Here is a 26,178-nt window from a genome sequence, read left to right as displayed (position 1 = left end):
GAGGCATTGCAGGGAGATCCCCTGGAGATCGCCGGTCGAGCGGAAATGAAAAAGGCCCTGCTCAGCAGGGCCCAGAAATTCGATCATGCGTACCCGGATGGGTGCAGGTCTCAGGAGAGCAGCGCCGCGGACTTCTTCGGCCAGCTCATCCGGATCACTCCGCCGTCCGCGCCCGATCTGACTTCCACGTCGTCGACCAGACCGCTGATGACCGCGAGACCCATCTCGTCCTCGCCCTCACCGTCGGCCTCGGAATCCGTCCTGTCGGTTTTCCCGCCGGGCGTGGCGTCGGCCGATCCGGGCGTGGCGCGGGCCTCGCTGCCGGGGCCGGGCACCTCGTCGCCGACCTCGATGGAGAAAGCCTTCTCCTCCTCGATCAGCAGGACCGTCACGGGAGCGGTGATGCCATGACTGCGGTGCAGCCCGACAGCACGGCTGCACGCCTCGCCCACGGCGAGTCTGACCTCGTCGAGCAACGCCTCGTCGACGCCGGCCCGGCGCGCCACGGCGGCTGCCACAAGGCGTGCCGTCCTGACATGTTCGGGCTGAGCGCTGAAGCGGAGTTCAACGGTGGCCATGCGATCCCCCTCGAACGTACGGGCGTGCTTCTCAGGGGCCCGGGCGTGTCGCCCGGTACCCCTGCTCTCTGCCTCCGGAAGAGCCGACAAAGCCGGCAGTCGGCCAGAGGCCGACCACCTGCTCGACGCGGCCCGCCTGCTGCCGCGTGCCGGGCTGTTCACTGCCTGCCGGCCGGCCAGATGAGGCCGGCCCGCTCCGACGTCAGTCGGTGGCCGCGACAGCCTCGTCGACCGTGGTGTGAATTGGGAACACCTTGGTCAGGCCCGTGATCCGGAAGATCTTGAGAATGCGCTCCTGGTTACAGACCAGGCGCAGCGAGCCCTCATGGGCACGGACACGCTTCAAGCCACCCACGAGCACGCCGAGGCCGGTGGAGTCGAGGAAGTCGACACCTTCCATGTCGACAACCAGGTGGTAGCTGCCGTCATTCACCAACTCGACCAACTGCTCGCGCAGCTTGGGCGCGGTATACACATCAATCTCGCCACCGACCTCGACGACCGTACGGTCGCCACCAGGGCCGGACACATTGCGAGTCGACAGGGACAGGTCCACGGATCCTCCAGCACCTTGCTATCGAGCGGTCGCCCCTCGGTCTCCCCGACGGAGCCAGGGGACGGATCGCCAGCCGCGATGGCATTCAATCACTTACCAGCAGCCATGCACGACGCCTTGGGACCATTGTCCGCCACGCCAGTGACACACTCGGTCCCGATGGCCAAGAATCACCGCCCCAGTCGACCGCCCGAGAGCGGGGGCTCCCGCCCCTCTCCCGCCATGGTCCTCGACCGGCTCGCCGCAGGGGCGGGCCGGTCCGCGCGCATCACTCATACGGAGCACTTGCCCCCGCGGGAGGGAACCCATGCCATCTGGCCGGATCGCATCCGACCAGAAGTGATCGCGGCAATTCAGCAGGCCGGAATCGACCATCCGTGGGCACATCAGGCCGCCGCGGCCGATTACGCCCTGGACGGCGAGTCCGTCGTGATCGCCACCGGCACCGCGTCCGGCAAGTCGCTCGCCTACCTCGCGCCGGTCCTCAGCACCCTCCTCGACGGCTCGATGGCGCCGAACGGCCGCGGAGCGACCGCCCTGTATCTCGCCCCCACCAAGGCCCTCGCCGCCGACCAGCGACGGTCCGTGAAGGAGCTCGCGGCGCCGCTCGGCCACGCGATCCGCCCCGCCGTGTACGACGGGGACACCCCCGTCGAGGAACGCGAATGGGTGCGTCAGTACGCCAACTACGTCCTGACCAACCCCGACATGCTGCACCGCGGAATCCTGCCCTCCCATCCCCGCTGGTCCTCGTTCCTGCGCGCCCTGCGCTTCGTCGTCATCGACGAGTGCCACACCTACCGGGGCGTCTTCGGCTCCCACGTCGCCCAGGTGCTGAGGCGCCTGCGCCGCCTGTGCGCCCGTTACGGCTCCGATCCGGTCTTCCTCCTCGCCTCCGCCACAGCGGCGGACCCCTCGGTCGCCGCGGGCCGTCTCACCGGCCTCCCCGTCAAGGAGGTCTCCGACGACGCCTCGCCGCGCGGCGAGCTGGTCTTCGCCCTCTGGGAACCCCCGCTGACCGAGCTCCACGGCGAGAAGGGCGCGCCCGTACGCCGTACCGCCACGGCCGAGACCGCCGACCTCCTCACCGACCTGACCCTCCAGGGGGTCCGCTCGGTGGCTTTCGTACGCTCCCGGCGTGGCGCCGAGCTCATCTCCGTGATCGCGAAGGAACGCTTGGCCGAGGTGGACCGCTCGCTGCCCAAGCGGGTCGCCGCGTATCGCGGCGGCTACCTCCCCGAGGAACGCCGCGCCCTGGAACGCGCCCTGCACTCCGGAGAGCTGCTCGGCCTGGCCGCCACCACCGCCCTGGAACTGGGCATCGACGTCTCGGGCCTGGATGCCGTCGTCATCGCCGGCTACCCGGGCACCAGGGCCTCCCTGTGGCAGCAGGCGGGCCGGGCCGGACGCTCCGGGCAGGGTGCGCTCGCCGTCCTGGTCGCCCGGGACGATCCGCTGGACACCTACCTGGTCCACCACCCCGAGGCGCTGTTCCGGCAGCCGGTGGAGTCGACCGTCCTCGACCCGGACAACCCGTACGTCCTCGCCCCCCATCTGTGCGCGGCAGCCGCCGAGCTTCCGCTCACCGAACCCGACCTCGCGCTCTTCGGCCCCGCCGTGCCCGGTCTGCTGCCTCAGCTGGAGGCCGCGAAACTGCTGCGGAAACGGCCTTCTGGCTGGCACTGGACCCGCCGGGAGCGGGCTGCCGACCTCACCGACATCCGGGGCGAGGGCGGCCGTCCGGTCCAGATCGTCGAGGAGGGCACCGGCCGCCTGCTCGGCACGGTCGACGAATCGGCCGCGCACACCGCCGTCCACGAGGGCGCGGTCCACCTCCACCAGGGCCGCACCTACCTGGTGCGGAAACTGGATCTGGAGGACTCGGTGGCCCTCGTCGAGGAGGCGAACCCGCCGTACTCGACCACCGCACGCGACACCACCGCCATCTCCGTCCTGGAGACCGACACCGAGATCCCGTGGGGCGACGGACGGCTCTGTTACGGCTCGGTGGAGGTCACCAACCAGGTCGTCTCCTTCCTGCGCCGCAGGGTGATGACCGGGGAGGTGATGGGCGAGACCAAGCTCGACCTGCCGCCCCGCACCCTGCGCACCCGCGCCGTGTGGTGGACCGTCACCGAGGACCAGCTCGATGCCGCCCGGATCAATCCGGAGATCCTCGGCGGCGCTCTGCACGCCGCCGAGCACGCGTCGATCGGAATGCTCCCGCTCTTCGCCACCTGCGACCGCTGGGACATCGGCGGGGTCTCCGTGCCGCTCCATCCGGACACCCTGCTGCCGACCGTGTTCGTCTACGACGGTCACCCGGGCGGCGCCGGATTCGCCGAGCGCGCCTTCCACACCGCACGGACGTGGCTGACGGCGACCCGTGAGGCCATCGCGTCCTGCGAGTGCGAGGCGGGCTGCCCGTCGTGCATCCAGTCCCCCAAGTGCGGCAACGGAAACGAACCCCTGCACAAGCGCGGCGCCGTACGCCTCCTCACCGAACTCCTGCGAGCCGCTCCCCCGGCGGCCCCGCCCGGGACCTGACCGACGGTTCGTACGGGCCGAAGCGGGCGCGGGCGGTCACATCGGCGATCTCTCCCCGCACCGCGCACCGCACCACCACCGCGTCCTGCGCCCGGGCCACCCGCCCCGCCGCCTCGCAGGCGGCTGCCACGCCCTGGAGGGCACGGTCGGCCGCGGCGAGGGCCGCCAGGTCCGCCGCGCCGCCCGCCCGGTGCCGGGCCTCCACCGCCTGCCCCAGGGCGAGCACCACCGCGAACACCGCGCACAGGGTGGCCGTGGTCATCGCCACCCACACCGTCGCCAGCCCCTGATCCCCGGGACCGGTGCCGGTGCCGGTGGCGGTGCCGGTCACGAGCCGATTCCGTCGGCGCCCCCTCACCGCGCCACCCCCACCGTGTCCTCGGCCAACGCCGCCGCCTCGGCGCTCAAGGTGAGCGCCAGCGGTCCGGGCCCCGGTGCCGGCGCCTCCACACGGACCCGCCACAGCTCCCCCGAGCGCTCCACCTCGACCCGCGCCCGCCCGGGCGCGGCCGACCGCGCCGCCTCCAGGACCGCCGCCGCCGGCTCGGAACGGGCCGCTGCCCGTGCCCCCGCCCGTGCCGCGTCCACGCACCGGATCTGGGATGCGGCGGCCACCAGGGCCCAGACCAGGACCAGCGCGAAGGCGACAAGCGCGGGAATGACCATCGCCGCCTCCGCCGTCACAGCACCCCGGTCCCGGCGGTTCTTGTGGTCCCGCCCGGCCTCAGAACTTCGCATCGAGCGCGTCCTTGATCAACGACTGCATCGCCGAGAGCACGGGCCCACTGGTCACGACCTTGTAGAGCACCGCGGCGAACCCGCAGGCCGCGATCGTCCCCACCGCGTACTCGGAAGTCGTCATCCCACGGTCCGACCGGCCGAACCTGCCCAGCCACCCCCGTCCGCCGGCCCGTACCCGGCGCACCGTCCCGAGCGCCCGCTCCATGAAGTTCCTGTTCATTTCAACCCCCGACGTAGACCCGAAACAGATATGTCGATTTCTTGTGGACCGACTCGCGTCAGCCCGCGTCCAGCAGTCCGGTCGCCAGCCCGATCACCACCGGTGCCACTCCGATCGCCAGGAAGGCCGGCAGAAAGCACAGCCCGACCGGTGCCGTGATCAGCACGCCGGCACGCTGGGCACGGGCCACGGCGGCACTCGACCGTTCGGCACGCATCGCCTCCGCCAGCCGGGCGACCGGTTCCGCCGCCGGCGCTCCGGTCGATCCGGCCCGGTCCAGGCAGCGGGCCAGCGGCCCCGCGCCCGGTATTTCCGCCAACCGCCCCCACGCCTCGGCCGGTTCACCCCCGAGCCGGATCTCCGCGGCCGTCCTGGCCAGCCGGTCACCGACCGGGCCGCCCATGGACTCACCCACCGCCTCCGCCGCCTCCCGTGGACCGGCCCCGGCCGACAGGCAGGCCGCCAGCAGATCGGCGGCAAGAGGAAGTTGCCGCGCCGTCTCAGCGGTCTCCGCAACGGCAGCGCCCGCATCACGGGCCCTCCGCGACCGCTGCCAGCGCCACGTCCCGTACGCAGCGGCGACCGCGGCCACACACCCCGGCAGCCCGCCGACCAGAACCCAGCCGGTCGCCGCGGCCCCCAACGGCGCCGCCCACCTCCGCGCACCGGCACCGACACCGACGCCCGCCCGCCACCGGCGCCGCTTCCCCGCACCGACCGCCAGCAGCAGCGCGCCACGTCCGCGCACCGCCCGCTCCCGCCGCCGTCCCGCCACGGCGAGGGCCAGATACGCGACCGTGCACACCACCGTCCCGACGATCCCCAGGGTGTGGACGGCGCCCCCTGTCACCCCGTTCACACCGCCTCACCGGCCCTGACGATCCGCCGGGCCCACACCAGGCCCGCCGTCTCCAGCAGCCCGCCCGCCGCCAGGCAGGCCAGCCCGCCCGGGCTGTGCAGCAGGACCCGCAACGGGTCGGCCCCGAGTGCGGCACCCAGCCCCAGCCCCGCAACCGGCAGGAGGGCCAGCACAACGACCGTCGACCAGGCGCCCGCCAGCTGGGCCCGCAACTCCTCCCGCCGTCGCCTGTCCGCCCGTAACGCGCCCTCCAGGCGGTCGAGTCCGGCCGCGAGCCCCGCTCCGCCGTCCACCGCGACCCGCCAGCACGCCGCCACCCCGGCAAGCCCGTCACGCCCCGGCGTACCCGCGGCCTGCCGCAGCGCGGCCGGCACATCCCCGCCGAACCGCGCGGCAGCCAGCACGGCGGCCTCGGCCCCGCCCAGCGCCTCCCCCGAGTCACGGGCGGCAACCAGCAACGCCTGCCCGGGCTCACGCCCCGCCCGCAGCTCCCCGACCACCGCACCGCACAGCCCCATCACCGCATCCGCCGCGCGCTCCCGCCCCCGTCGCCGCGACCGCTCGCGCAGCCACCGCCTCACGAGCGGCACCGCCACGACCCCCGCGACCAACGGCAGCACCGACTCGCCCAGCACGGCCAGCAACACCGCCACCGGAGCGCACAGCCACTCGCGCCGCCCACGGAAGAACACCGGCGCCGCCGACCACCACGCCCCCAGCCGATTCGGCTCCGGCGCACCGTCCGCGAACAGCACCCGCGCCCGACGCGGCGCCGGTTCCCGCTGGGCGGCCGTCCAGGCCGCCATCCCCGCGCACACCGCTGACGCGTACATCGCGTACCCCGGCCCCACGCCTGTCACAGCGCACCCCCGATCAGCGAACTCAGCCGCTCCCAGCCCCGCTCCCGTACGAACCCGTCGGCGCCCCAGCGCAGCGCGGGCACGGTCACCACCAGCCCCGCCGCGTCCCGCTCCAGCACATGCACCTCGGCGAGCCGCCGCTGCCCGCCCCGGTCCCGCACCAGGTGGACCACCACCGACAGCGCAGCCGCCAACTGGCTGTGCAGGGCAGTCCGATCGAGACCCGCGGCCGTCCCCAGGGCTTCCAGACGGGCCGGCACGTGTTCGGCGGCGTTGGCGTGCACCGTGCCGCACCCGCCCTCGTGGCCGGTGTTCAGCGCGGCCAGCAACTCCGTCACCTCGGCGCCTCGCACCTCCCCCACCACCAGGCGGTCGGGCCGCATCCGCAACGCCTGCCGCACCAGGTCCCGCAGCGTCACGCGACCCGCGCCCTCCTGGTTGGCGGGGCGCGACTCCAGGCGCACCACGTGAGGATGGTCCGGCCGCAACTCGGCCGAATCCTCGGCGAGCACGATCCGCTCCTGCTCCCCGACAGCCCCCAGGAGGCTCGACAGCAACGTCGTCTTCCCAGCGCCCGTCCCTCCGCTGATCAGATACGAGACCCGCGCCTCCACCAGGGCCCGCAGCACCCGGTCCCCGCCCGGCGGCACCGTCCCCGCCCCGACCAGCTCCGTCAGCGCGAACGCCCTGGGCCGCACGACCCGCAAGGACAGGCAGGTCGAGCCGACGGACACCGGTGGCAGCACCGCGTGCATCCGGGTCCCGTCCGGCAGCCGCGCGTCCACCCAGGGCCTGGCATCGTCCAGACGCCGCCCGGCAACGGCCGCGAGCCGCTGCGCCAGCCTGCGTACGGCAGCCGCGTCCGCGAAGGTGACTCCGGTCAGTTCGAGCCCGCCGCCCCGGTCCACCCAGACCCGGTCAGGCGCGGACACCAGCACATCGGTCACCGCAGGATCGGCGAGCAGCGGCTCCAGCACCCCGGTGCCGATCAGCTCGCCCCGCAACTCCTCGGCCGCGCCGAGCACTTCCGTATCCCCGAGGAGCCGCCCCTGCGCGCGCAGGGCAGCCGCAACCCCGGCCGGAGTCGGCGCCGCACCGCTGCGGGCCAGCCGCTGCCGCACGGCGTCGAGCAGGGCCTCCGTCATGACACACCTCCACCGGGAAGCCCGGCGGCGAGGCTCCCGCCACCGGCGGCGCCCGCCCGCTCCCAGAAGGCCGTACAGAACCGGGCCAGCGGCCCCCGCACCGCGCTGCCCGGCGGCGCACCGTCGTCCTGAGCCGCCGGCAGCCCCGTCTCCCACGGCAGTTCACCGACGAGCGGCAGCCCCAGCGCCCTGGCCACCCACCGCTCGTCCAGGCCCGCCGCGTACGGGCCGCGCGCGACGACCCGCAGGTCCTCCAGAACCATTCCGGCCATCGACGCCACCCGCTGGGCCGCCGCGACCGCCCGCAGTTCGCCGGGCACCACCAGCAGTCCGAGATCCAGCTGGGCCAGCGCCTCGGCCACGCCTTCGTCGACCCTGCGCGGCAGATCCACGACGACCACGCCACCGAGTCTGCGCGCGGCGGCCAGCACGGCCCTTATGGCCTGCGGCGGGATGACCACCTCGTCGTCCCGGCCCCAGCTCAGCACCCGCAGCCCGTGCAGCGCGGGCAGCGAGTCCTCCAGTGCGCCGCCGCCCACCCGCCCTTTGGACTGGGCGAAATCCGGCCACCTCATCCCTTCGGCCCGTTCACCGCCGAGCAGCACGTCGATGCCGCCGCCGAGCGGGTCGCCGTCGATCAGCATGGTCCGCCGGCCGGACCTGGCGGCGGTCACCGCGAGCGCACAGGCCAGCGTGGATGCGCCGGAGCCGCCCCTCCCGCCCATCACTCCGACGGTCAGCGCGGGACGGCCCACGCCCTCCGAAGCGTTGGCGATCTGATCGACCAGCCAGCCTTCCGAATCGGGCAGCCGCAGGACATATTCGGCCCCGATCTCCACCGCCTGACGCCAGACGTCCGGCGCGTCCTGGTCCCGTCCGACGAGCATCACGCCACGCCTGCGGGCGACTCCACGACACCGCGGGGCGGCATCGTCGCCCACCAGAACCATCGGAGCCTGCTCCCAGCCGCCCCTGCGTTCGGGCGGCCCGTAATGAACTTCCGGCTCCGCTCCGGCCGCCGCGCAGAGCCTCAGCAGATCGTCGAGCAACTCCACGTCTTCCGTCACGATCAACGGCCCGCCCCGATGCCCTTCCGAGCTCGGCAGACCTTCTCGTGCGAGGGATCCAGCCACGATCTCCGCCCCCTTCTCACTGCTCCTTCAGTACGGTTCGCGGCGATCTCGGAGCGTTCCGAGATGCGCGATTCCGGAACCCGTGGACTTCACGGGTGGAATCACCGTGCAGCGCTTCGGAAAAACATGTGGATCTTGCTGCAAAACTGTGGACAACTTCAGCGTTGTGAATATCTCGGTAACCCATACCGGCGACTTCCGAGCGCAGCTCTTCCGTAACGCACCGTGACGAGTCAAGCTGAAGGAAGTCTCACGCGGAGCCGGGCCGTCGCGGCCGGGAGAAGGGCGGAGAGCTTGATTCCGGGCGGCAAAAACGCGTCCGGACATGCGACGACCCCCGCCGGGGGGGAGAGCGGGGGTCGTCCCCACGGCCGACTCGGGGGGGGAGGAGTCGGACCGGGTTAGCACGGTCGCGAACGATCCGTGACTTCCATGGTGTACCCGAGAGCCTTCTCAGGCAAACCCACACGCCAGAGTTTACGCCGAATGGTGGGCCCCTATGCTCAGCCTTGTGGAAAACTGCTTCTCGCCGCGCACAGCAGCCTTCTTTGACCTGGACAAGACGGTCATTGCGAAGTCATCGACGCTGACCTTCAGCAAGTCCTTCTACCAAGGCGGACTGATCAACCGCCGTGCCGTACTGCGCACTGCGTACGCACAGTTCGTCTTCCTTGCCGGAGGCGCCGATCACGATCAGATGGAGCGGATGCGCGAATACCTCTCCGCGCTCTGCAAAGGATGGAACGTCGAGCAGGTCAAGGAGATCGTCGCCGAGACCCTTCACGACCTGATCGACCCGATCATCTACGACGAGGCCGCCACGCTCATCGAGGAGCACCACACCGCGGGACGCGATGTGGTCATCGTGTCCACGTCGGGCGCGGAGGTGGTCGAACCGATCGGGGAACTGCTGGGCGCGGACCGGGTCGTCGCCACCAGGATGGTCGTCGGCGACGACGGCTGCTTCACCGGCGAGGTCGAGTACTACGCCTACGGACCGACGAAGGCCGAAGCGGTCAAGGCGCTCGCGGTGTCGGAGGGGTACGACCTGTCGCGCTGCTACGCGTACAGCGACTCCGCGACCGATGTGCCGATGCTGGAGTCGGTCGGACACCCGCACGCGGTCAATCCGGACCGTGCGCTCCGGCGTGAGGCGACCATCCGGGAGTGGCCGATTCTCGTCTTCGACCGGCCGGTCCGGCTCAAGCAGCGACTGCCCGCCTTCTCGATGCCTCCGCGTCCGGCGCTCGTGGCAGCGGCGGCAGTGGGCGCGGCGGCCGTCACCGCGGGACTCGTCTGGTACACCAGCCGCCGCCGCGCGGCCACGCTCGCCACCTGACCCCGGCCCCTCGGCCCCTACGCCCCGGGGCCGCCTCACAACCGCCTGCGACACCAGGCGCCCTACTCGCCCGTATTTGAACCCAAAAGTAAAGAAGTCGAGCCAGCACTTTCCCTTCCTCTCCCAGGGGAGTAGAAAGGACTCAACGGCCCGCGAGACCAAGGACATCCGAGAGGATTACCTTCAACCGCAGGATGGCCCCACGGACCGCGCATGAAAGCCGAGCACCCACGCGACGTCGACCCGTCGATTACGGGCCAGCCGCACCAGGGCACGGGCGAAGTACCCGACCTGATGGGCATTTATCGAGGACGCTTGGTAACCCGGTGGACATGCCAGCGGCGGTACCGATTCCGGTACCGCCGCAACCCTTTCCTGACCCTGCAGCCGCAGTCAGCTCGTCACGCGGCGCCGCGCTGCAGCGCCTCGCACACAGCCGTCGACTCCCGCACACCGAGCTCCACCGCACGACCGCAGTGCGCGATCCAGGCCGCGACGCCCTCCGGCGTCCCCGCCAGATAGCCCTCAAAGGCCGCCACATACGCCGCTCGGCCCTGCTCCGCATGCCCGACCTCGGCCGGGCAGATCGACTTCGGGTCGAGGCCGCTGCCGATCAGCACGATCCGCTCCGCCGTCCGCGCGACCAGGCCGTTGCGGGAGCTGAACGGGCGCAGGGCCAGCAGCTCACCGTGCACGACCGCCGCCGAGACCAGGGCCGGCGCCGCACTCCCCGCGATGATCAGCTGGGAGAGCCCTTCCAGCCGTCCGGCGACCTCGCCGGCGTCCGGCAGCGGAGCCTCGATCAACGGCTCGTCGACGGCTTCACCCGCCAGTCGCGGCCGTCCTACGGCATCGTCGGGAGAGGCGCCACCGGCCGCGACCAGGTGCAGACGCGCCAGGACCCGGAGGGGCGACTGCCGCCAGATGGACAGCAGTTGACCCGCTTCGGCGGTCAGCCGCAGAGCCGCGCCGATCGTCCGGGCCTCGTCGTCACCCCTGAAGTCGGTGCGCCGGCGCACCTCCTCCAGGTTCCAGTCGGCTCCGGAGAGCGCCGCGGAGCCGCGGGCGCCGCGCAGCGCCGCCTCCGCGGTGACCTCGTTGCTCCGGCGACGCATGACACGGTGGCCGTAGACCCGGTCCACGGCCTTGCGTACGGAGTCCACGGCATCGGTGACGCCGGGCAGGGCGGCCAGCGCGGCAAGCGGATCTGAGGCAGTCGTACTCATAGGTAGCGAGGCTACGCGCCCCCTACACCCTTACCGCCTTGGAGTGGTCTTCTTCACGAAGTGTGACAGCGCACTGCGATCGCACCACTACCCTAGGTGAACATGAAGATCGCTTTCGTGGGGAAGGGCGGCAGCGGCAAGACAACGCTGTCCTCGCTCTTCATCCGCCACCTCGCTGCCAATGAAGCCCATGTCGTCGCAGTGGACGCCGACATCAACCAGCACCTGGGAGCCGCGCTCGGCCTCGACGATGAGGAGGCCGCGACCCTGCCCGCCATGGGCGCGCAGCTCCCCCTCATCAAGGACTATCTGCGCGGCAGCAACCCACGGATCGCCTCCGCCGAGACGATGATCAAGACGACGCCGCCCGGCGAGGGCTCGCGGCTCCTGCGTGTCTGCGAGGACAACCCGGTCTACGACGCCTGCGCGCGTACGGTCCTGCTCGACGACGGGGAGATCCGGCTGATGGCCACCGGCCCGTTCACCGAGTCCGACCTGGGCGTGGCCTGCTACCACTCCAAGGTCGGGGCCGTCGAGCTGTGCCTCAACCATCTGGTCGACGGCCCGGACGAGTACGTGGTGGTCGACATGACCGCGGGCTCGGACTCGTTCGCCTCCGGGATGTTCACCCGCTTCGACATGACGTTCCTCGTCGCGGAGCCGACCCGGAAGGGCGTCTCGGTCTACCGCCAGTACAAGGAGTACGCGCGGGACTTCGGTGTCGCACTGAGGGTGGTCGGCAACAAGGTCCAGTGCCAGGACGATCTGGAGTTCCTGCGCGCGGAGGTGGGCGACGACCTGCTGGTGGGTGTCGGCCACTCCGACTGGGTCCGCTCGATGGAGAAGGGCCGGCCATCCCGGTTCGACCTGCTGGAGGCGGACAACCGGATGGCGCTTCAGTCCCTGCAGAACGCCGCGGAGGATTCGTACGCGCAGCGCGACTGGGAGCGTTACACGCGCCAGATGGTGCACTTCCATCTCAAGAACGCGGAGAGCTGGGGCAACGCGAAGACGGGCGCCGACCTGGCAGCCCAGGTCGACCCCGCCTTCGTGCTCGACGAGCGGTTCGCGCAGACGGGCGTCGCTCAGCCCGCGTGACCGTGGCCGGATGAGCTCGGCGTCGGGTGAGGCAGCGGCCTTATCCGGCGTCGGGCCCGGCAGCCGGCTTTCCGGCTGACGCCGGGCCGCCGAGATAGGTGGCCCAGCTCTCCTTGGGTGCCTCGCCGACGCCGAGCGTGCCGAGCTTGGCCAGCGTCGCCGGGTCCTGAGCGTCGAGCCAGTCGGCGAGCTGCCGGAAGGAGACGCAGCGCACGCCCTCCTTGGGGCAGACCGTCTCGATCGTCTCCTCGATGGCGCGCATGTACGTGCCGCCGTTCCAGGACTCGAAGTGGTTGCCGATGATCAGCGGTGCCCGGTTGCCGTCGTACGAGCGGTCGAAGGCCTGGATCAGGCCGTCACGCATCTGGTTGCCCCAGTACTCGTGCTTGGCGGGGTCGCCCTGCGTCGTGCCGGACTGGTTGAACATGAAGTTGTAGTCCATCGAGAGCGTCTCGAAGGCGCGGCCGGGTACGGGGACGAGCTGGAGCGGAATATCCCAGACGCCGCCCTTCTTCTTGGGCCAGACCTGGTTGCCCACGCCGCTGGAGTCGTACCGGAAGCCCATCGTCCGGGCTGCGGCGACCATGTTCTCCTGCCCTTCCAGACAGGGGGTGCGAGCGCCGACGAGTTCCTTGTCGTAGTCGAAGGGCAGCGGCGCCTCGGCCTTGAGGGCCGGAGTGTTGGACTTCCAGCTCTGCACGAAGGACTTCGCCTGGCGGATCTCGCTCTTCCACTCCTCGACGGACCAGGTCCCGACTCCGCCGTCCTTGCCGCAGAAGTGGCCGTTGAAGTGGGTGCCGATCTCGTTGCCGTCCTGCCAGGCGGCGCGCAGCTCGGTGAGGGTGTCGCGAATGCCCTTGGTGTCGTTGAAGCCGATGTCGGAGCGGCCCGCCGAGTGCTGGGGCGGGTTGTAGAGGTGCCGCTTCTCCTCTGGCAGCAGGTACACGCCACTGAGGAAGTACGTCATGGTCGCGTTGTTCTTCTTGGCGACCCCGCGGAAGTGCGAGAACAGCTTCTGGCTGTCCTCACCCGCGCCGTCCCAGGAGAACACCACGAACTGCGGGGGCTTCTGACCGGGCGCCAGACGCTCGGCGGTGGGAAGTTTCGGCTGCACCCCGGTGAAGGCGGTGGAGCCGTCGCCGATGAGCTGGACCTTGTTCTCGGGGGCAGCGGCGGGCACGTCCTCCTTCGGCCCGTGGGCCCCCTTCCCGGCCTTCTCGGGGCCGGAACCGGACGATCCCGTACCGGAGCCGGCGCAGCCTGCCAGACCCGCGGCCAGTGCCGTCGCCATGACACCCATGACGATCCTCTTCGTGGCGGCCATCATCCGCCCACCCTCTTCCTTGCAGGTTATTTGCGTCGAAGTGCCGACACGGCGCGGCCAACGTCGCACGCAGTCCCGAGGAACCAGGACGACAGGCCGAATGAAAAGCTGCATATTCACCCGATTGGGTGGGCTGGAGGGCCATTTGCCCCAGATCAGGGACACATATCTTTACTCTGCATTACGATTCGTTTACTGAGAGTTGAGAAATCCCGCCGCTGCACGCCGTGACCCACGGCCGCGTCCCCCACATTCCGCGACCGCGCTGCCCCGGAGGAGACGGGAACATGTCTGCATGCGTCCCCACCCGCAATGACCACACATCCCGCAGCCCCCGTCCTTCACGGGCCTCGGGAATCAAGCGACCGCACAGCCCGCCGCCACCGCCCGGTGGACGCCGATTCCGTATCGCCGGCGCCGACCTGTCGGCGTCGATCACCGTCTTCCTCATCGCGGTGCCCATGTCGCTCGGCCTCGCCGTCGCCATGGACGCCCCTCTTGAGGCCGGTCTGGTCTCCGCGGCCATCGGCGGCATCGTCGCCGGACTGCTCGGCGGCACCCCTCTTCAGGTCAGCGGCCCCTCCGCCGGACTGACCGTCGTCACCGCCGAGTTGATCCAGATCTACGGCTGGCGGACCACCTGCGCGATCACCATCGGCGCCGGGCTTCTGCAGATCCTGCTGGGCTCGCTCAAAGCGGCCCGCAGCGCGCTCGCCGTCAGTCCCGCCATCGTGCACGGCACACTCGCCGGGATCGGTGTGGCCATCGCCCTGGCCCAGCTGCACATCGTGCTCGGCGGCTCGCCCCAGAGCGCCGCCGTCGACAACGCCCTGGGCCTGCCCGCCCAGTTGGAACGGCTCAGTCCTGCCGCACCGCTCATCGGTTCGCTGACCATCGCCGTCCTCGTACTGTGGCCACGCCTCCCGGGGCGTGCCGGGCACCTGGTGCGGAAGATTCCGGCGGCGCTGGCCTCCGTGGCGATCGCGACCGCGGTGGCCGCACTCGCGACGCCGGGGATCGCCCGGGTCGACCTCCCGTCCTGGCGCTCGCACGCCCTGCCCGAGCTTCCGCAGGGCCCCGTTCTCGCCCTGGCCACCGCCGTGTTCACCGTCATGCTGGTCGCCAGTCTGGAGTCACTGCTCGCGGCGGTCGCCGTGGACAAGATGGCGGCGGACCGGGCGGCCGACTCCCCGGGCGGCGGACCGTCCGGTCACGAGCCGGTCAGGCGCTCCGATCTCGACCGCGAGCTGCGCGGCCAGGGCATCGCCAACTCGCTGGCCGGGCTGCTCGGCGGACTGCCGATCTCCGGTGGCGCCGTGCGCAGTTCGGCGAATGTACGGGCCGGGGCGACCGGCCGCGCCGCCACCGTGCTGCACGGCCTCTGGGTACTGCTGGCCGCCGCCCTGCTGGTCACAGTGCTGGAATGGATCCCGCTGGCCGCGCTCGCCGCGCTGGTCATGATGGTCGGCATCCAGATGGTGAGCTTCGCCCACATCCGTAACGTCCACAGGCACCGCGAATTCCTGGTGTACGGGGCGACGATCACCGGCGTGATCGTCTTCGGCGTACTGAAGGGCGTGGTGCTCGGCATCGCGGTGGCGGTGGCCGTGGCACTGCACCGGCTGGCCCGCACGAGAATCACCGTGACGGAGCAGGACGGCCGCCATCTGGTCACGGTCCGCGGGCAGTTGACCTTCCTGGCCGTGCCGAGGCTCAGCCGGACGCTCGGCCAGCTCCCCCAAGGGGTCGACGCGATCGTCGAGCTGGACGGCTTCTTCATGGATCACGCGGCGTTCGAGGCGATCCAGGACTGGCGCGCCGCACAGGTCGCGCAGGGCGGCCGGGTCGTCTTCACCGGCAGGTCGGGCGGCCGGGTCGCCGAGCCCGCCGCGGCGGCGCACTCCTGCTGCCGCCCCTGGACCCCCTGGCGCAACCACCACTGCCACGACCGGTCCGAGCACACCACCGCGGGCGCCACCGAGTTCACGGCGCAGGACGCCACGGCCCGCGGCGAATCCGGACCCGGCTACCGCGGCAGCAAGAGCGGCGCCGGCGACACCGCCGGTGAGGGTGGGACAGCGGGAGGCGCGCCGCGCCCGGCAGGAGCCCACCGCCTGTTCAACGGCCTCAGCTCGTTCCAGCGCAATACGGCCCCGCTGGTGCGCGAGGAGCTGGCCCGGCTGGCCGCCGAGGGCCAGCGGCCCTCCCAGCTCTTCATCACCTGCGCCGACTCCCGGCTGGTCACCAGCATGATCACGTCGAGCGGCCCGGGTGACCTCTTCACCGTGCGGAACGTCGGCAATCTCGTTCCCCCGCCTGACACGGAGACCACCGAGAGCGGGGACGACTCGGTGGCCGCCGCCATCGAGTACGCGGTGGATGTGCTGAGGGTCGGGTCCATCACCGTCTGCGGACACTCCGGCTGCGGCGCCATGCAGGCGTTGCTGAGCGCCGAGCCCCGCACCACCCCCCGCACGCCTCTGTGGCGCTGGCTGCGGCACGGCCTGCCGAGCCTGGAGCGGATGGGCTCGCGCCACCACTCCTGGGCCCGGATCTCCGGCCGGCTGCCCGCCGATGCGGTGGAGCAGCTCTGCCTCACCAATGTGGTCCAGCAGTTGGACCATCTGCGGGCGCACGAGTCGGTCGCGCGCCGACTGGCGGACGGCACGCTGGAACTGCACGGCATGTACTTCCACGTGGGCGAGGCACAGGCCTATCTGCTGGCCGAGGGAGCCAGCGCGGGTACGGGCCCCGACGAGGTCTTCGACCGGGTCGGCCCGGGCGCCGACCTCAGCACCGCCCTCGACGCCTGAACCGAAACGCCCACCTGAACAACACGCCCACGTGAACAGCACGTCGGCCTGAACCGCACGCCAGCCCGGTCCGTGAGACCTTGTGGTCCCGCTTTCGCGCCGCACAGCGCTGCGTGCGGAAGCGGGGCCGGTGGCCCCATACACGAGAACACAGGTCTAAACCAATTCCCGGCAGACACTTGTCACCCGGCCTTTGGCCTGATGAGCTATGCCCCGGGACACAACGGACACCCTGGGACTGGGAGAAGTCGTGAGCAACGAAAGCCTCGCCAACCTGCTTCGCGAAGAACGGAAGTTCGCGCCGCCTGCCGAGCTGGCCGCCAACGCCAACGTGACATCGCAGGCGTACGAGCAGGCCGAGGCGGACCGGTTGGGCTTCTGGGCCGAGCAGGCCCGCCGCCTGACCTGGGCCACCGAGCCGACCGAGACACTCGACTGGAGCAACCCGCCCTTCGCGAAGTGGTTCGCGGACGGCAAGCTCAACGTCGCGTACAACTGCGTGGACCGCCACGTCGAAGCGGGCAACGGCGACCGGGTCGCCATCCACTTCGAGGGCGAGCCCGGCGACAGCCGCGCCATCACCTACGCGGAGCTGAAGGACGAGGTCTCCCGCGCCGCCAACGCCCTCACCGAGCTCGGTGTGGCCGCGGGCGACCGGGTCGCCGTCTATCTCCCGATGATCCCCGAGGCCGCCGTCGCGATGCTGGCCTGCGCCCGCATCGGCGCCGCGCACTCGGTGGTCTTCGGCGGCTTCTCCGCCGACGCCATCGCCGCCCGCATCCAGGACGCGGACGCCAAGGTCGTCATCACCGCCGACGGCGGATACCGCCGGGGCAAGCCCTCCGCGCTCAAGCCCGCGGTCGACGACGCCGTCTCCCGTATCGAGAGCGTCGAGCACGTCCTCGTGGTGCGGCGCACCGGCCAGGACACGGCGTGGACCGAGGGCCGCGACGTCTGGTGGCACGAGATCACCGCCCGGCAGTCCGCCGAGCACACCCCCGAGGCGTTCGAGGCGGAGCACCCGCTCTTCATCCTCTACACCTCGGGCACGACGGGTAAGCCGAAGGGCATCCTGCACACCTCGGGCGGCTACCTCACCCAGGCGGCCTACACGCACAACGCGGTCTTCGACCTCAAGCCGGAGTCCGACGTCTACTGGTGCACCGCCGACATCGGCTGGGTCACCGGACACTCGTACATCGTCTACGGGCCGCTGGCCAACGGCGCCACCCAGGTCATGTACGAGGGCACGCCCGACACCCCGCACCAGGGGCGCTTCTGGGAGGTCGTGCAGAAGTACGGCGTCACCATCCTCTACACCGCGCCGACCGCGATCCGTACGTTCATGAAGTGGGGTGACGACATCCCCGCCAAGTTCGATCTGTCGTCGCTGCGCGTCCTCGGTTCGGTCGGTGAGCCGATCAACCCCGAGGCGTGGATGTGGTACCGCAAGCACATCGGTGCCGACAAGTGCCCGATCGTGGACACCTGGTGGCAGACCGAGACCGGCGCGATGATGATCTCGCCGCTGCCCGGGGTCACGGCGACCAAGCCCGGTTCCGCGCAGCGCGCGCTGCCCGGCATCGCCGCCACCGTGGTCGACGACGAGGCCCGCGAGGTCCCGGACGGCGGAGGCGGCTACCTCGTCCTCACCGAGCCGTGGCCGTCGATGCTCCGCACCATCTGGGGCGACGACCAGCGCTTCATCGACACCTACTGGACGCGCTTCGAGGGCAAGTACTTCGCGGGCGACGGCGCCAAGAAGGACGAGGACGGCGACATCTGGCTGCTGGGCCGGGTCGACGACGTCATGCTCGTCTCCGGGCACAACATCTCGACCACCGAGGTCGAGTCCGCGCTCGTGTCGCACCCCTCGGTCGCCGAGGCCGCCGTGGTGGGCGCCGCCGACGAGACGACGGGCCAGGCCATCGTGGCCTTCGTGATCCTGCGCGGCACGGCCACCGCATCCGACGAACTGGTGGCGGAACTGCGCAACCACGTCGGGACCACGCTCGGCCCGATCGCCAAGCCCAAGCGGGTCCTGCCGGTCGCCGAACTGCCCAAGACCCGCTCCGGCAAGATCATGCGCCGTCTCCTGCGCGACGTCGCCGAGAACCGCGAGGTCGGCGATGTCACCACGCTGGCCGACTCGACGGTGATGGACCTGATCACGACGCAGCTGCCGTCCTCCTCGTCCGAGGACTGACCGGGGCTGACCGGGGCTGACCGCCGCGGCAACTCCCCTACGCACGTCCCCGAGGGGCATCCGGCAACGCGCCGGGTGCCCCTCGGGCATCTATCGTGAAGATCGTTCGATACGGCTCCGGCGCCCCCGGGTACAGTGATGGCTGCGTCAACAACGTAATAAGAAATCTCCACAAGGTGCGCCGGGAAGTCTGGTCGGCAAGTGCTACAGCCATGCCATCACTGCCGTACCGACCCGGAGGTCTCCACCCGTGGCCGCGCCCACCCCGCCTTCCCCCCGCCGTACCGTCCTCGGCCGTCTTTCCCTGCCCGAGCGGAACTACGTCGCCGAAGCGCTGCGCACCGAGACGGTCGGCGGCATCATCCTGCTGGTCGCCGCGGTCGCCGCGCTGATCTGGGCGAACGCCCTCGGGGGAAGTTACGAGTCGGTCAGCCACTTCCACTTCGGCCCCGAGGCACTGGGACTGAACCTCTCCGTGGCCCACTGGGCCGCCGACGGTCTCCTCGCCATCTTCTTCTTCGTCGCGGGCGTCGAGCTCAAACGTGAGCTGGTCGCAGGCGAACTGAAGGACCCGAAGGCAGCCGCCCTGCCGGTCATCGCCGCACTCTGCGGCATGGCCGTCCCCGCCCTCGTCTACACCGCGACCGTGGTCGTCGGCGACGGCTCCACGGCCGGCTGGGCGGTCCCCACCGCCACCGACATCGCCTTCGCACTGGCCGTCCTCGCGGTCATCGGCACCTCGCTGCCGTCCGCGCTCCGCGCGTTCCTGCTCACCCTCGCCGTGGTCGACGACCTCTTCGCGATCCTGATCATCGCGGTCTTCTTCACCGACAGCATCGACTTCCTGGCACTCGGCGGAGCCTTCGCCGGCCTGGCCGTCTTCTACTTCCTGCTGCGGGCCGGGATCAAGGGCTGGTACGTCTACGTACCGCTGGCCCTGGTCATCTGGGGGCTGATGTACAACAGCGGCGTCCACGCCACCATCGCCGGTGTCGCCATGGGGCTGATGCTGCGCTGCACGAAGCGTGACGGCGAGGCGCACTCCCCCGGCGAGCACATCGAGCACCTGGTCCGCCCTCTGTCCGCCGGGTTCGCCGTACCACTGTTCGCGCTGTTCTCCGCCGGGGTCTCCCTCCAGGGCGGCGCGCTCGCGACTGTCTTCACCCGGCCCGAAACGCTCGGTGTCGTCCTCGGTCTCGTCCTCGGCAAGACCCTCGGCATCTTCGGCGGCACCTGGCTCGCCGCCCGCTTCACCAGGGCGGAGCTCAACAAGGACCTGGCCTGGGCGGACCTCTTCGCCGTCAGCTCGCTCGCCGGAATCGGCTTCACCGTCTCGCTGCTCATCGGGGAACTCGCGTTCGAGGGCCAGGGCGAGACGGTCAACGAGATCAAGGCCGCCGTGCTCATCGGTTCACTGATCGCGGCCGTACTCTCCGGTGTACTGCTCAAACTGCGGGTACGCAGATACCAGGCCCTTTACGACGCCGAGGAGCTCGACGAGGACGAGGACGGGGTCCCCGACATCTACGAGCAGGACAATCCGGAATACCACCTCCGGATGGCCGCGATCCTCGAAAAGAAGGCCGCGGAACATCGCCGCCTGGCCCGCGCGGCGGGGGCAACGAGCAGCGAGACGGACAGTCCGGCATGATCTGACACCGGATGTGTTGAAGAGGAGAGGGAGTCAGGGATGAGCGACCCCGGCAACTACGCGGGCAGTGGCGACCGCAGTCTCGGACAGCTGGTCGCTTCGGCGACGGCCGAGATGTCGGCACTGGTGCACGACGAGATCGCACTGGCCAAGGCCGAAGTACGCCAGGACGTGAAGCGCGGCGTCATCGGCAGTGTGGCGTTCATCGTCACGGGCGTGCTGATTCTGTTCGCGATTCCCGTACTGAGCTTCGCGGCGGCGTACGGAATCCACAATCTGGGCCTCGGCCTCGCCTGGTCGTTCCTGATCGTCGGCGGCGCGTTCATCCTGCTGGGAATCCTGCTGGCGCTGTTCGGCTGGGCCAAGCTCAAGAAGGTCAAGCCGCCGGAGAAGTCCATCGCATCGGCCAAGCAGACCGCCGCGGTCCTCCAGGGCGTCAAGCCCCACCCCCGCCCCGAGGTAGTGCCCGGTGAGGTCCTTCCGGCCATGGGCAGCACGCTGGCGGACAAGGCCATCGAAAGCAGCGCGGTCCGGGACAAGGCGTCCGCTGTGGCACGCTCGTCCACATGACGGTCCCCGATTCCAGCGCGTCCGGTCCGGCAGCAGGCCCTCTGGGCCCGGCCGGTTCCGGCAGTCCCGTACGCCTCGACGGTCCATGGACCCACCGGGATGTGGCGGCCAACGGTGCGCGCTTCCACATCGCCGAGCTGGGCGACGGGCCTCTGGTGCTCCTGCTGCACGGCTTCCCGCAGTTCTGGTGGACGTGGCGCCACCAGATGACCGCGCTGGCCGACGCCGGGTTCCGGGCGGTGGCCATGGACCTGCGAGGGGTCGGCGGCAGCGACCGTACGCCCCGGGGTTACGACCCCGCCAACCTCGCCCTCGACGTCACCGGCGTGATCCGCTCGCTCGGCGAGCCGGACGCGGCGCTGGTCGGCCACGACCTGGGCGGCTATCTCGCCTGGACGGCCGCCGTGATGCGGCCGAAGCTGGTGCGCCGGCTCGTGGTGTCCTCGATGCCGCACCCGCGCCGCTGGCGCTCGGCGATGCTCTCCGACTTCGCGCAGTCCCGGGCGGGTTCGTACATCTGGGGGTTCCAGCAGCCGTGGCTGCCGGAGCGCCGGCTCGTCGCGGACGACGCGGCTCTCGTGGGCCGGCTGATCGCGGACTGGTCGGGTCCGCGGACCTCGGACTTCCCCGACGACGACGCGATGGACGTCTACCGTCGCGCGATGTCGATCCCGTCGACGGCGCACTGCTCGATCGAGCCGTACCGCTGGATGGTGCGGTCCATGGCGCGTCCTGACGGTGTCCAGTTCAACCGGCGGATGAAGCGGCCGGTGCGTGTACCGACGCTGCATCTGCACGGTTCACTCGATCCGGCGGTGCGTACGCGGAGTTCCGCGGGGTCCGGCGAGTACGTGGAAGCGCCGTACCGTTGGCGACTTTTCGACGGTCTGGGGCACTTCCCCCACGAGGAGGACCCGGTGGCGTTCTCGACCGAACTCATCAACTGGCTCAAGGATCCCGAGCCCGACCGCTAGCCCAGGGGCACGCGTGTCCGACGAACAGCCAATTGCCTGCCGCATAGGCCAATTGGCTGACTCCCGCACGATTACCGACCTTGGGTCACGGGCAGACGTCGGGGTATGGGCTGGACGCACGACTTCGGTGACGCAGCACGCAACCGCCGCTCGACCGCAACGGTCGGTCCGAGCACTCATGAGGGGGGCGGCCCGCAGGGCCGGGTGCACGAAGTGCATGATTTTCATGATCCCGAGCTTGGAATTCCGCGCATCCTCCGCCGCCGGGCCCGCTGGTTCTCGGCGCGGCTGCGTCATCCCCGTGGATGACGCAGCCACCTTCTGACGACGGGGCCCAGCAGGGTGTCTCCTAGAGCGCGCAGCTCTGGCTGTCCACCTGCTGGTTGGCACTCCGGCCGCGCTCGATGTCCTGGCGGATCTCGTCGGCCGTCAGGGCGTAGCCGGTGTCCGGGTCGTCGAGGGACTTGGCGAACACCACTCCGTACACCTTTCCGTCCGGAGTGAGCAGCGGGCCACCGGAGTTGCCCTGCCGCACGGTCGCGTAGAGCGAGTAGACATCGCGGCGGACGGTGCCCCGGTGGTAGATGTCCGGACCGTCGGCGTCGATGCGCCCGCGGACCCGCGCGGAGCGTACGTCGTAGGCCCCGTTCTCCGGGAAGCCCGCGACGATGGCGCCGTCGCCCGTCTCCGCGTCGCCCTCGGCGAAGCGCAGGGGCTTGGCTTCGAGGTCCGGCACGTCCAGTACGGCGATGTCGCGCTCCCAGTCGTAGAGGACGACCTTCGCGTCGTACAGCCGTCCCTCGCCGCCGATCTGGACGGTCGGCTCGTCGACTCCGCCGACGACATGGGCGTTGGTCATGACGCGGCGCTCGGAGAACACGAAGCCGGTGCCTTCGAGGACCTTGCCGCAACCGGGTGCCATGCCGACGACCTTGACGATGGACTTCTTGGCGCGGGCGGCGACGGGGCTGCCCGCCAGTGCCGGGTCCGGGGCCTTGACCTCGGTGATGGGCTCGTTGGCGAACGGGCTGAAGACCTGCGGGAAGCCGTTCTGGGCGAGCACCGAGGAGAAGTCGGTGAACCAGGTGGACGCCTGATCGGGCATCACACGTGAGACGCCGAGGAGGACCTTGGAGTTACGGACCTCCTTGCCGAGCGTCGGCAGGGACGTGCCGGCCAGGGCGGAGCCGATCAGCCAGGCGACCAGGAGCATCGCCACCACGTTGACCAGGGAGCCACCGGTGGCGTCCAGGGCGCGCGCGGGCGACCACGTGATGTACCGGCGGAGCCTGTTGCCCAGGTGGGTGGTGAACGCCTGTCCGGCCGAGGCACAGACGATCACGATGATGACCGCGACGATCGCGGCCGTGGAGGAGACCTCGGAGCCGTTGGTCACCTGGTCCCATATGAACGGCAGCAGATACACGGCGACGAGTCCGCCGCCCAGAAAGCCGATCACCGACAGGATGCCGACGACGAAACCCTGGCGGTAGCCGATGACCGCGAACCACACGGCGCCGACCAGCAGCAGGATGTCCAGCACGTTCACCGTCTCTAGCCTCGCAGATTCGTCACCTGGCCCGTCGTCCGTCCGACGGGGTCCGGGCCGGGCCGGAGCAGCGCAGCACGGGATTGAGCAGTCAGCCTGTCATGGGCGCCAGTCGAGCGGCACCTGTCTGGTCGGGTCCCAGGGGCGTTCCCAGCCCGCGTAGTGAAGAATCCGGTCGATCACACCGGCCGTAAAACCCCAGACGAGGGCGGATTCGACCAGGAATGACGGGCCCGGATGACCGCTGGGATAGACGGTGGTCACCCGGTTGGCCGGATCCGTGAGATCCGCCACGGGGACGGTGAAGACCCGGGCGGTCTCGGCCGGGTCCACGACGCCGACCGGGCTCGGAGAACGCCACCAGCCGAGGACGGGCGTCACCACGAAGCCGCTCACCGGGATGTACAGCCGGGGCAGTACGCCGAAGATCTGGACGCCCCGCGGATCGAGTCCCGTCTCCTCCTCCGCCTCCCGCAGCGCGGCCCTGAGCGGTCCCGTGGTCGCCGGGTCGCCGTCCTCGGGGTCCAGGGCGCCGCCGGGGAAGGACGGCTGGCCCGCGTGGGAACGCAGGGAGCTGGAGCGCTTCATGAGGAGCAGTTCCGGGCCGCGCTCGCCCTCGCCGAAGAGGATCAGGACGGCGGACTGGCGGCCCGCGCCGCTTTCGGGCGGCAGGAAGCGGCTGAGCTGCCGGGGCCGGATGTTCCGCGCCGCGGTGGCGACGGGGTCGAGCCACTCGGGAAGCCCCTCCGTGGTGACGGGGACCGGGTAGGCGCCGGGCGTGCCCGTCCCCGCGGTCGGAGCGGACCGTGTGCTCTGTGCGTTCGTCATATGCACCCCCTCCGTTTCACAACGCCTGTCATCGGCCATTTCGTTCCGGGGCCATTTCGCTCGGTTTCCTGCGGCTCGGACCGGGTGCCCGTCCCTCATTCGGCCCCGAGGGGCGGTGCCGGTTCGCCCGGGTAGCCGGGCGGGGGGCTGAGGCGCTGGCCCGGGTAGCCGCCCATCTCGTACTTCAGGAGCTTCCGCGCCTTCTCCGGGTCGGTCTCCCCCTCCCCGTACGAAGGACAGAGCGGGGCGATGGGGCAGGCGCCGCAGGCGGGCTTGCGGGAGTGGCAGATGCGGCGGCCGTGGAAGACGACGCGGTGCGAGAGCATCGTCCACTCGCTCTTGGGGAAGATCGCGGCCACGTCCGCCTCGACCTTCTCCGGGTCCTCCTGGTCGGTCCACTTCCAGCGGCGGACCAGCCGGCCGAAGTGCGTGTCCACCGTGATGCCGGGGACCCCGAAGGCGTTGCCCAGAACCACGTTGGCGGTCTTGCGGCCCACACCGGGCAGCGTCACGAGATCGGCGAGCCTGCCGGGGACCTCACCGCCGAAGTTGTCCCTGAGCGCGGTCGACAGCCCTATCAGCGACCTCGTCTTGGCCCGGAAGAAGCCGGTCGGCCGAATGAGCTCTTCCAGCTTTTCCGGAACGGCCGCCGCCATGTCCTCGGGCGTCGGATAGGCGGCGAACAGCGCGGGAGTGGTCTGGTTGACCCTCAGATCGGTGGTCTGCGCCGAGAGCACGGTGGCGACGAGCAGCTCGAAGGGATTCCGGAAGTCCAGCTCCGGGTGTGCGTACGGATAGATCTCGGCGAGCTCGCGATTGATCCGGCGGGCGCGGCGGACCATGGCGAGGTGCGATTCCGGTTTCGCGGCCTTCGGCACCTTGATCCCGCTCGTCTCGTTCGACTTGTTTGCCGTCTTTGTCGCCTTCGTCGTCTTCACAGCCTTCGTCGCGGGCTTCTCCGCAGTGGTCTCATCCGGGCGTTTTGTGGCATTTTTGGGGCGACGCGCGAACCGTTCGCCCACAGCGGAATCAGGGCCTTCCGACACCCCATCAGCCCCCTCGACCTGCGCTCTCACCGGCGTTCTGGACACCCGGCCAGCCTAGAGCCCGACACTGACATCCGCCCCGGTCACCGCGTATCCGCGCCCAATCGGCCCCCTGCCGTACGGTCCGGTACATCCGTGCGTCAAACTGGTTTGTGATTGATCGCACTGTTTTACCGTCCGGCATCATGGGGACCACGGTTCCCTGAACAGGCCGACAAGGAGAGAACTCGTGGACGACGTTCTGCGGCGCGCCCCGCTTTTCGCGGCGCTCGATGACGAGCAGGCCGCGGAGCTCCGCGCCTCGATGAGTGAGGTGACCCTCGCACGCGGCGACGCGCTGTTCCACGAGGGCGACCCGGGTGACCGCCTGTACGTGGTCACCGAGGGCAAGGTGAAGCTCCACCGCACCTCCCCCGACGGACGCGAGAACATGCTGGCCGTCCTCGGTCCCGGCGAGCTCATCGGAGAGCTGTCGCTCTTCGACCCGGGCCCCCGCACGGCCACGGCGACGGCCCTGACCGAGGTCAAGCTGCTCGGCCTCGGCCACGGCGACCTCCAGCCCTGGCTGAACGCCCGCCCCGAGGTGGCCACCGCGCTCCTGCGCGCTGTCGCCCGGCGGCTGCGCAAGACCAACGACCAGATGTCCGACCTGGTCTTCTCCGACGTACCGGGCCGTGTCGCCCGTGCGCTCCTCGACCTGTCGCGCCGCTTCGGCGTCCAGTCGGAGGAGGGCATCCACGTCGTGCACGACCTGACCCAGGAAGAGCTGGCCCAGCTGGTCGGCGCCTCCCGCGAGACGGTCAACAAGGCACTCGCCGACTTCGCGGGGCGCGGGTGGCTGCGGCTCGAGGCGCGTGCGGTGATCCTGCTGGACGTGGAGCGGCTGGCGAAGCGGTCCCGCTGACCCGACTGACG

The 26,178-nt window shown here is 70.6% G+C and carries 24 protein-coding genes; 10 read left to right on the top strand and 14 right to left on the bottom strand.

Annotated elements, in window-relative coordinates:
* Positions 1 to 110 precede the first annotated feature (110 nt).
* Positions 111 to 578, bottom strand: coding sequence for an ATP-binding protein (locus ACWGO0_RS01250; protein ID WP_453526110.1), 468 nt, complete (start codon positions 576 to 578; stop codon positions 111 to 113).
* A 202-nt stretch (positions 579 to 780) separates the two neighbouring features.
* Positions 781 to 1,134, bottom strand: coding sequence for an STAS domain-containing protein (locus ACWGO0_RS01245; protein WP_003967428.1), 354 nt, complete (start codon positions 1,132 to 1,134; stop codon positions 781 to 783).
* Positions 1,135 to 1,212: 78 nt separating this feature from the next.
* On the opposite strand from ACWGO0_RS01245, the gene ACWGO0_RS01240 reads away from it, so the two are divergent.
* Positions 1,213 to 3,681, top strand: a complete 2,469-nt coding sequence (locus ACWGO0_RS01240; RefSeq protein WP_453526107.1) for a DEAD/DEAH box helicase — start codon at positions 1,213 to 1,215, stop codon at positions 3,679 to 3,681.
* Here ACWGO0_RS01240 and ACWGO0_RS01235 read toward each other — a convergent pair.
* Genes ACWGO0_RS01235 through ssd form a run of 7 tightly spaced genes read right to left on the bottom strand, consistent with a single transcriptional unit; the run spans position 3,632 to position 8,639 of the window.
* A complete protein-coding gene (locus ACWGO0_RS01235) occupies positions 3,632 to 4,012 on the bottom strand; it encodes an Rv3654c family TadE-like protein (protein WP_453526104.1) in 381 nt (126 codons plus the stop codon). The two genes, ACWGO0_RS01240 and ACWGO0_RS01235, sit on opposite strands and share 50 nt — an antisense overlap.
* Positions 4,013 to 4,035: 23 nt before the next feature.
* Entirely contained in the window at positions 4,036 to 4,419 is a 384-nt protein-coding gene (locus ACWGO0_RS01230) for a TadE family type IV pilus minor pilin (protein ID WP_453526101.1), read from the bottom strand.
* The gene (locus ACWGO0_RS01225; protein ID WP_453526098.1) at positions 4,406 to 4,642 is read right to left on the bottom strand and encodes a DUF4244 domain-containing protein; all 237 of its coding nucleotides are present in this window, start codon (positions 4,640 to 4,642) and stop codon (positions 4,406 to 4,408) included. Before ACWGO0_RS01225 ends, ACWGO0_RS01230 begins: the two co-directional genes overlap by 14 nt.
* A gap of 58 nt (positions 4,643 to 4,700) precedes the next feature.
* On the bottom strand, positions 4,701 to 5,501 hold the full coding sequence (locus tag ACWGO0_RS01220) for a type II secretion system F family protein (RefSeq protein ID WP_453526095.1): 801 nt from the start codon (positions 5,499 to 5,501) through the stop codon (positions 4,701 to 4,703).
* Positions 5,498 to 6,334, bottom strand: coding sequence for a type II secretion system F family protein (locus ACWGO0_RS01215; RefSeq protein WP_453526394.1), 837 nt, complete (start codon positions 6,332 to 6,334; stop codon positions 5,498 to 5,500). The genes ACWGO0_RS01220 and ACWGO0_RS01215 overlap by 4 nt, the downstream gene beginning before the upstream one ends.
* A gap of 23 nt (positions 6,335 to 6,357) precedes the next feature.
* Positions 6,358 to 7,506 (bottom strand): TadA family conjugal transfer-associated ATPase, encoded by a 1,149-nt coding sequence (locus ACWGO0_RS01210; RefSeq protein WP_453526092.1) that lies wholly within the window; start codon positions 7,504 to 7,506, stop codon positions 6,358 to 6,360.
* Positions 7,503 to 8,639: a septum site-determining protein Ssd gene (gene ssd / locus ACWGO0_RS01205; protein WP_453526089.1), complete on the bottom strand. Its 1,137-nt coding sequence runs from the start codon at positions 8,637 to 8,639 to the stop codon at positions 7,503 to 7,505. The genes ACWGO0_RS01210 and ssd overlap by 4 nt, the downstream gene beginning before the upstream one ends.
* Positions 8,640 to 9,138: 499 nt before the next feature.
* Here ssd and ACWGO0_RS01200 point away from each other — a divergent pair, with 499 nt between their 5' ends.
* Positions 9,139 to 9,978 carry an HAD family hydrolase gene (locus ACWGO0_RS01200; protein ID WP_453526086.1) on the top strand — a complete coding sequence of 280 codons (840 nt, stop codon included), beginning with the start codon at positions 9,139 to 9,141 and terminating at the stop codon, positions 9,976 to 9,978.
* Between the two features lie 401 nt (positions 9,979 to 10,379).
* On the opposite strand, the gene ACWGO0_RS01195 is transcribed toward ACWGO0_RS01200, so the two are convergent.
* A complete protein-coding gene (locus ACWGO0_RS01195) occupies positions 10,380 to 11,204 on the bottom strand; it encodes an oxidoreductase (RefSeq protein WP_453526083.1) in 825 nt (274 codons plus the stop codon).
* Between the two features lie 102 nt (positions 11,205 to 11,306).
* Between ACWGO0_RS01195 and ACWGO0_RS01190 the strand changes: the two genes are divergently transcribed.
* Positions 11,307 to 12,302: an ATP-binding protein gene (locus tag ACWGO0_RS01190; protein ID WP_453526080.1), complete on the top strand. Its 996-nt coding sequence runs from the start codon at positions 11,307 to 11,309 to the stop codon at positions 12,300 to 12,302.
* A gap of 40 nt (positions 12,303 to 12,342) precedes the next feature.
* Here the strand turns inward: ACWGO0_RS01190 and ACWGO0_RS01185 are convergent, their stop codons facing one another.
* Positions 12,343 to 13,629 (bottom strand): hypothetical protein, encoded by a 1,287-nt coding sequence (locus ACWGO0_RS01185; RefSeq protein WP_453526077.1) that lies wholly within the window; start codon positions 13,627 to 13,629, stop codon positions 12,343 to 12,345.
* A gap of 284 nt (positions 13,630 to 13,913) precedes the next feature.
* Between ACWGO0_RS01185 and ACWGO0_RS01180 the strand changes: the two genes are divergently transcribed.
* The 6 genes from ACWGO0_RS01180 to ACWGO0_RS01155 all read left to right on the top strand — a co-directional run bounded on the left by ACWGO0_RS01180 (position 13,914) and on the right by ACWGO0_RS01155 (position 22,149).
* Complete coding sequence (locus ACWGO0_RS01180; RefSeq protein WP_453526074.1) at positions 13,914 to 16,439, top strand: bifunctional SulP family inorganic anion transporter/carbonic anhydrase; 2,526 nt, start codon at positions 13,914 to 13,916, stop codon at positions 16,437 to 16,439.
* Positions 16,440 to 16,647: 208 nt separating this feature from the next.
* Positions 16,648 to 18,645 (top strand): acetate--CoA ligase, encoded by a 1,998-nt coding sequence (gene acs, locus ACWGO0_RS01175; RefSeq protein WP_453526072.1) that lies wholly within the window; start codon positions 16,648 to 16,650, stop codon positions 18,643 to 18,645.
* Between the two features lie 250 nt (positions 18,646 to 18,895).
* Positions 18,896 to 20,296, top strand: coding sequence for a Na+/H+ antiporter NhaA (nhaA, locus tag ACWGO0_RS01170; protein ID WP_453526069.1), 1,401 nt, complete (start codon positions 18,896 to 18,898; stop codon positions 20,294 to 20,296).
* A 39-nt stretch (positions 20,297 to 20,335) separates the two neighbouring features.
* Positions 20,336 to 20,866: a phage holin family protein gene (locus ACWGO0_RS01165; protein WP_453526065.1), complete on the top strand. Its 531-nt coding sequence runs from the start codon at positions 20,336 to 20,338 to the stop codon at positions 20,864 to 20,866.
* Positions 20,863 to 21,840, top strand: a complete 978-nt coding sequence (locus ACWGO0_RS01160; RefSeq protein WP_453526062.1) for an alpha/beta fold hydrolase — start codon at positions 20,863 to 20,865, stop codon at positions 21,838 to 21,840. The genes ACWGO0_RS01165 and ACWGO0_RS01160 overlap by 4 nt, the downstream gene beginning before the upstream one ends.
* Positions 21,841 to 21,945: 105 nt before the next feature.
* Positions 21,946 to 22,149 (top strand): hypothetical protein, encoded by a 204-nt coding sequence (locus tag ACWGO0_RS01155; RefSeq protein WP_443037622.1) that lies wholly within the window; start codon positions 21,946 to 21,948, stop codon positions 22,147 to 22,149.
* Between the two features lie 40 nt (positions 22,150 to 22,189).
* Here ACWGO0_RS01155 and ACWGO0_RS01150 read toward each other — a convergent pair whose 3' ends face one another.
* The 3 genes from ACWGO0_RS01150 to nth all read right to left on the bottom strand — a co-directional run bounded on the left by ACWGO0_RS01150 (position 22,190) and on the right by nth (position 25,101).
* Positions 22,190 to 23,389: a MarP family serine protease gene (locus tag ACWGO0_RS01150; RefSeq protein WP_453526058.1), complete on the bottom strand. Its 1,200-nt coding sequence runs from the start codon at positions 23,387 to 23,389 to the stop codon at positions 22,190 to 22,192.
* 99 nt (positions 23,390 to 23,488) lie between these two features.
* Positions 23,489 to 24,217, bottom strand: a complete 729-nt coding sequence (locus ACWGO0_RS01145; protein ID WP_453526055.1) for an NUDIX hydrolase — start codon at positions 24,215 to 24,217, stop codon at positions 23,489 to 23,491.
* Positions 24,218 to 24,312: 95 nt separating this feature from the next.
* Positions 24,313 to 25,101 (bottom strand): endonuclease III, encoded by a 789-nt coding sequence (gene nth / locus ACWGO0_RS01140; protein ID WP_453526391.1) that lies wholly within the window; start codon positions 25,099 to 25,101, stop codon positions 24,313 to 24,315.
* A gap of 391 nt (positions 25,102 to 25,492) precedes the next feature.
* On the opposite strand from nth, the gene ACWGO0_RS01135 reads away from it, so the two are divergent.
* Entirely contained in the window at positions 25,493 to 26,167 is a 675-nt protein-coding gene (locus ACWGO0_RS01135) for a Crp/Fnr family transcriptional regulator (protein WP_014046869.1), read from the top strand.
* Positions 26,168 to 26,178 lie beyond the last annotated feature (11 nt).

The organism is Streptomyces sp. NPDC055749 (assembly GCF_053617235.1).
Note: the sequence above shows the minus strand (reverse complement) of the source record. Positions and strands in the feature narration are given on the sequence as shown.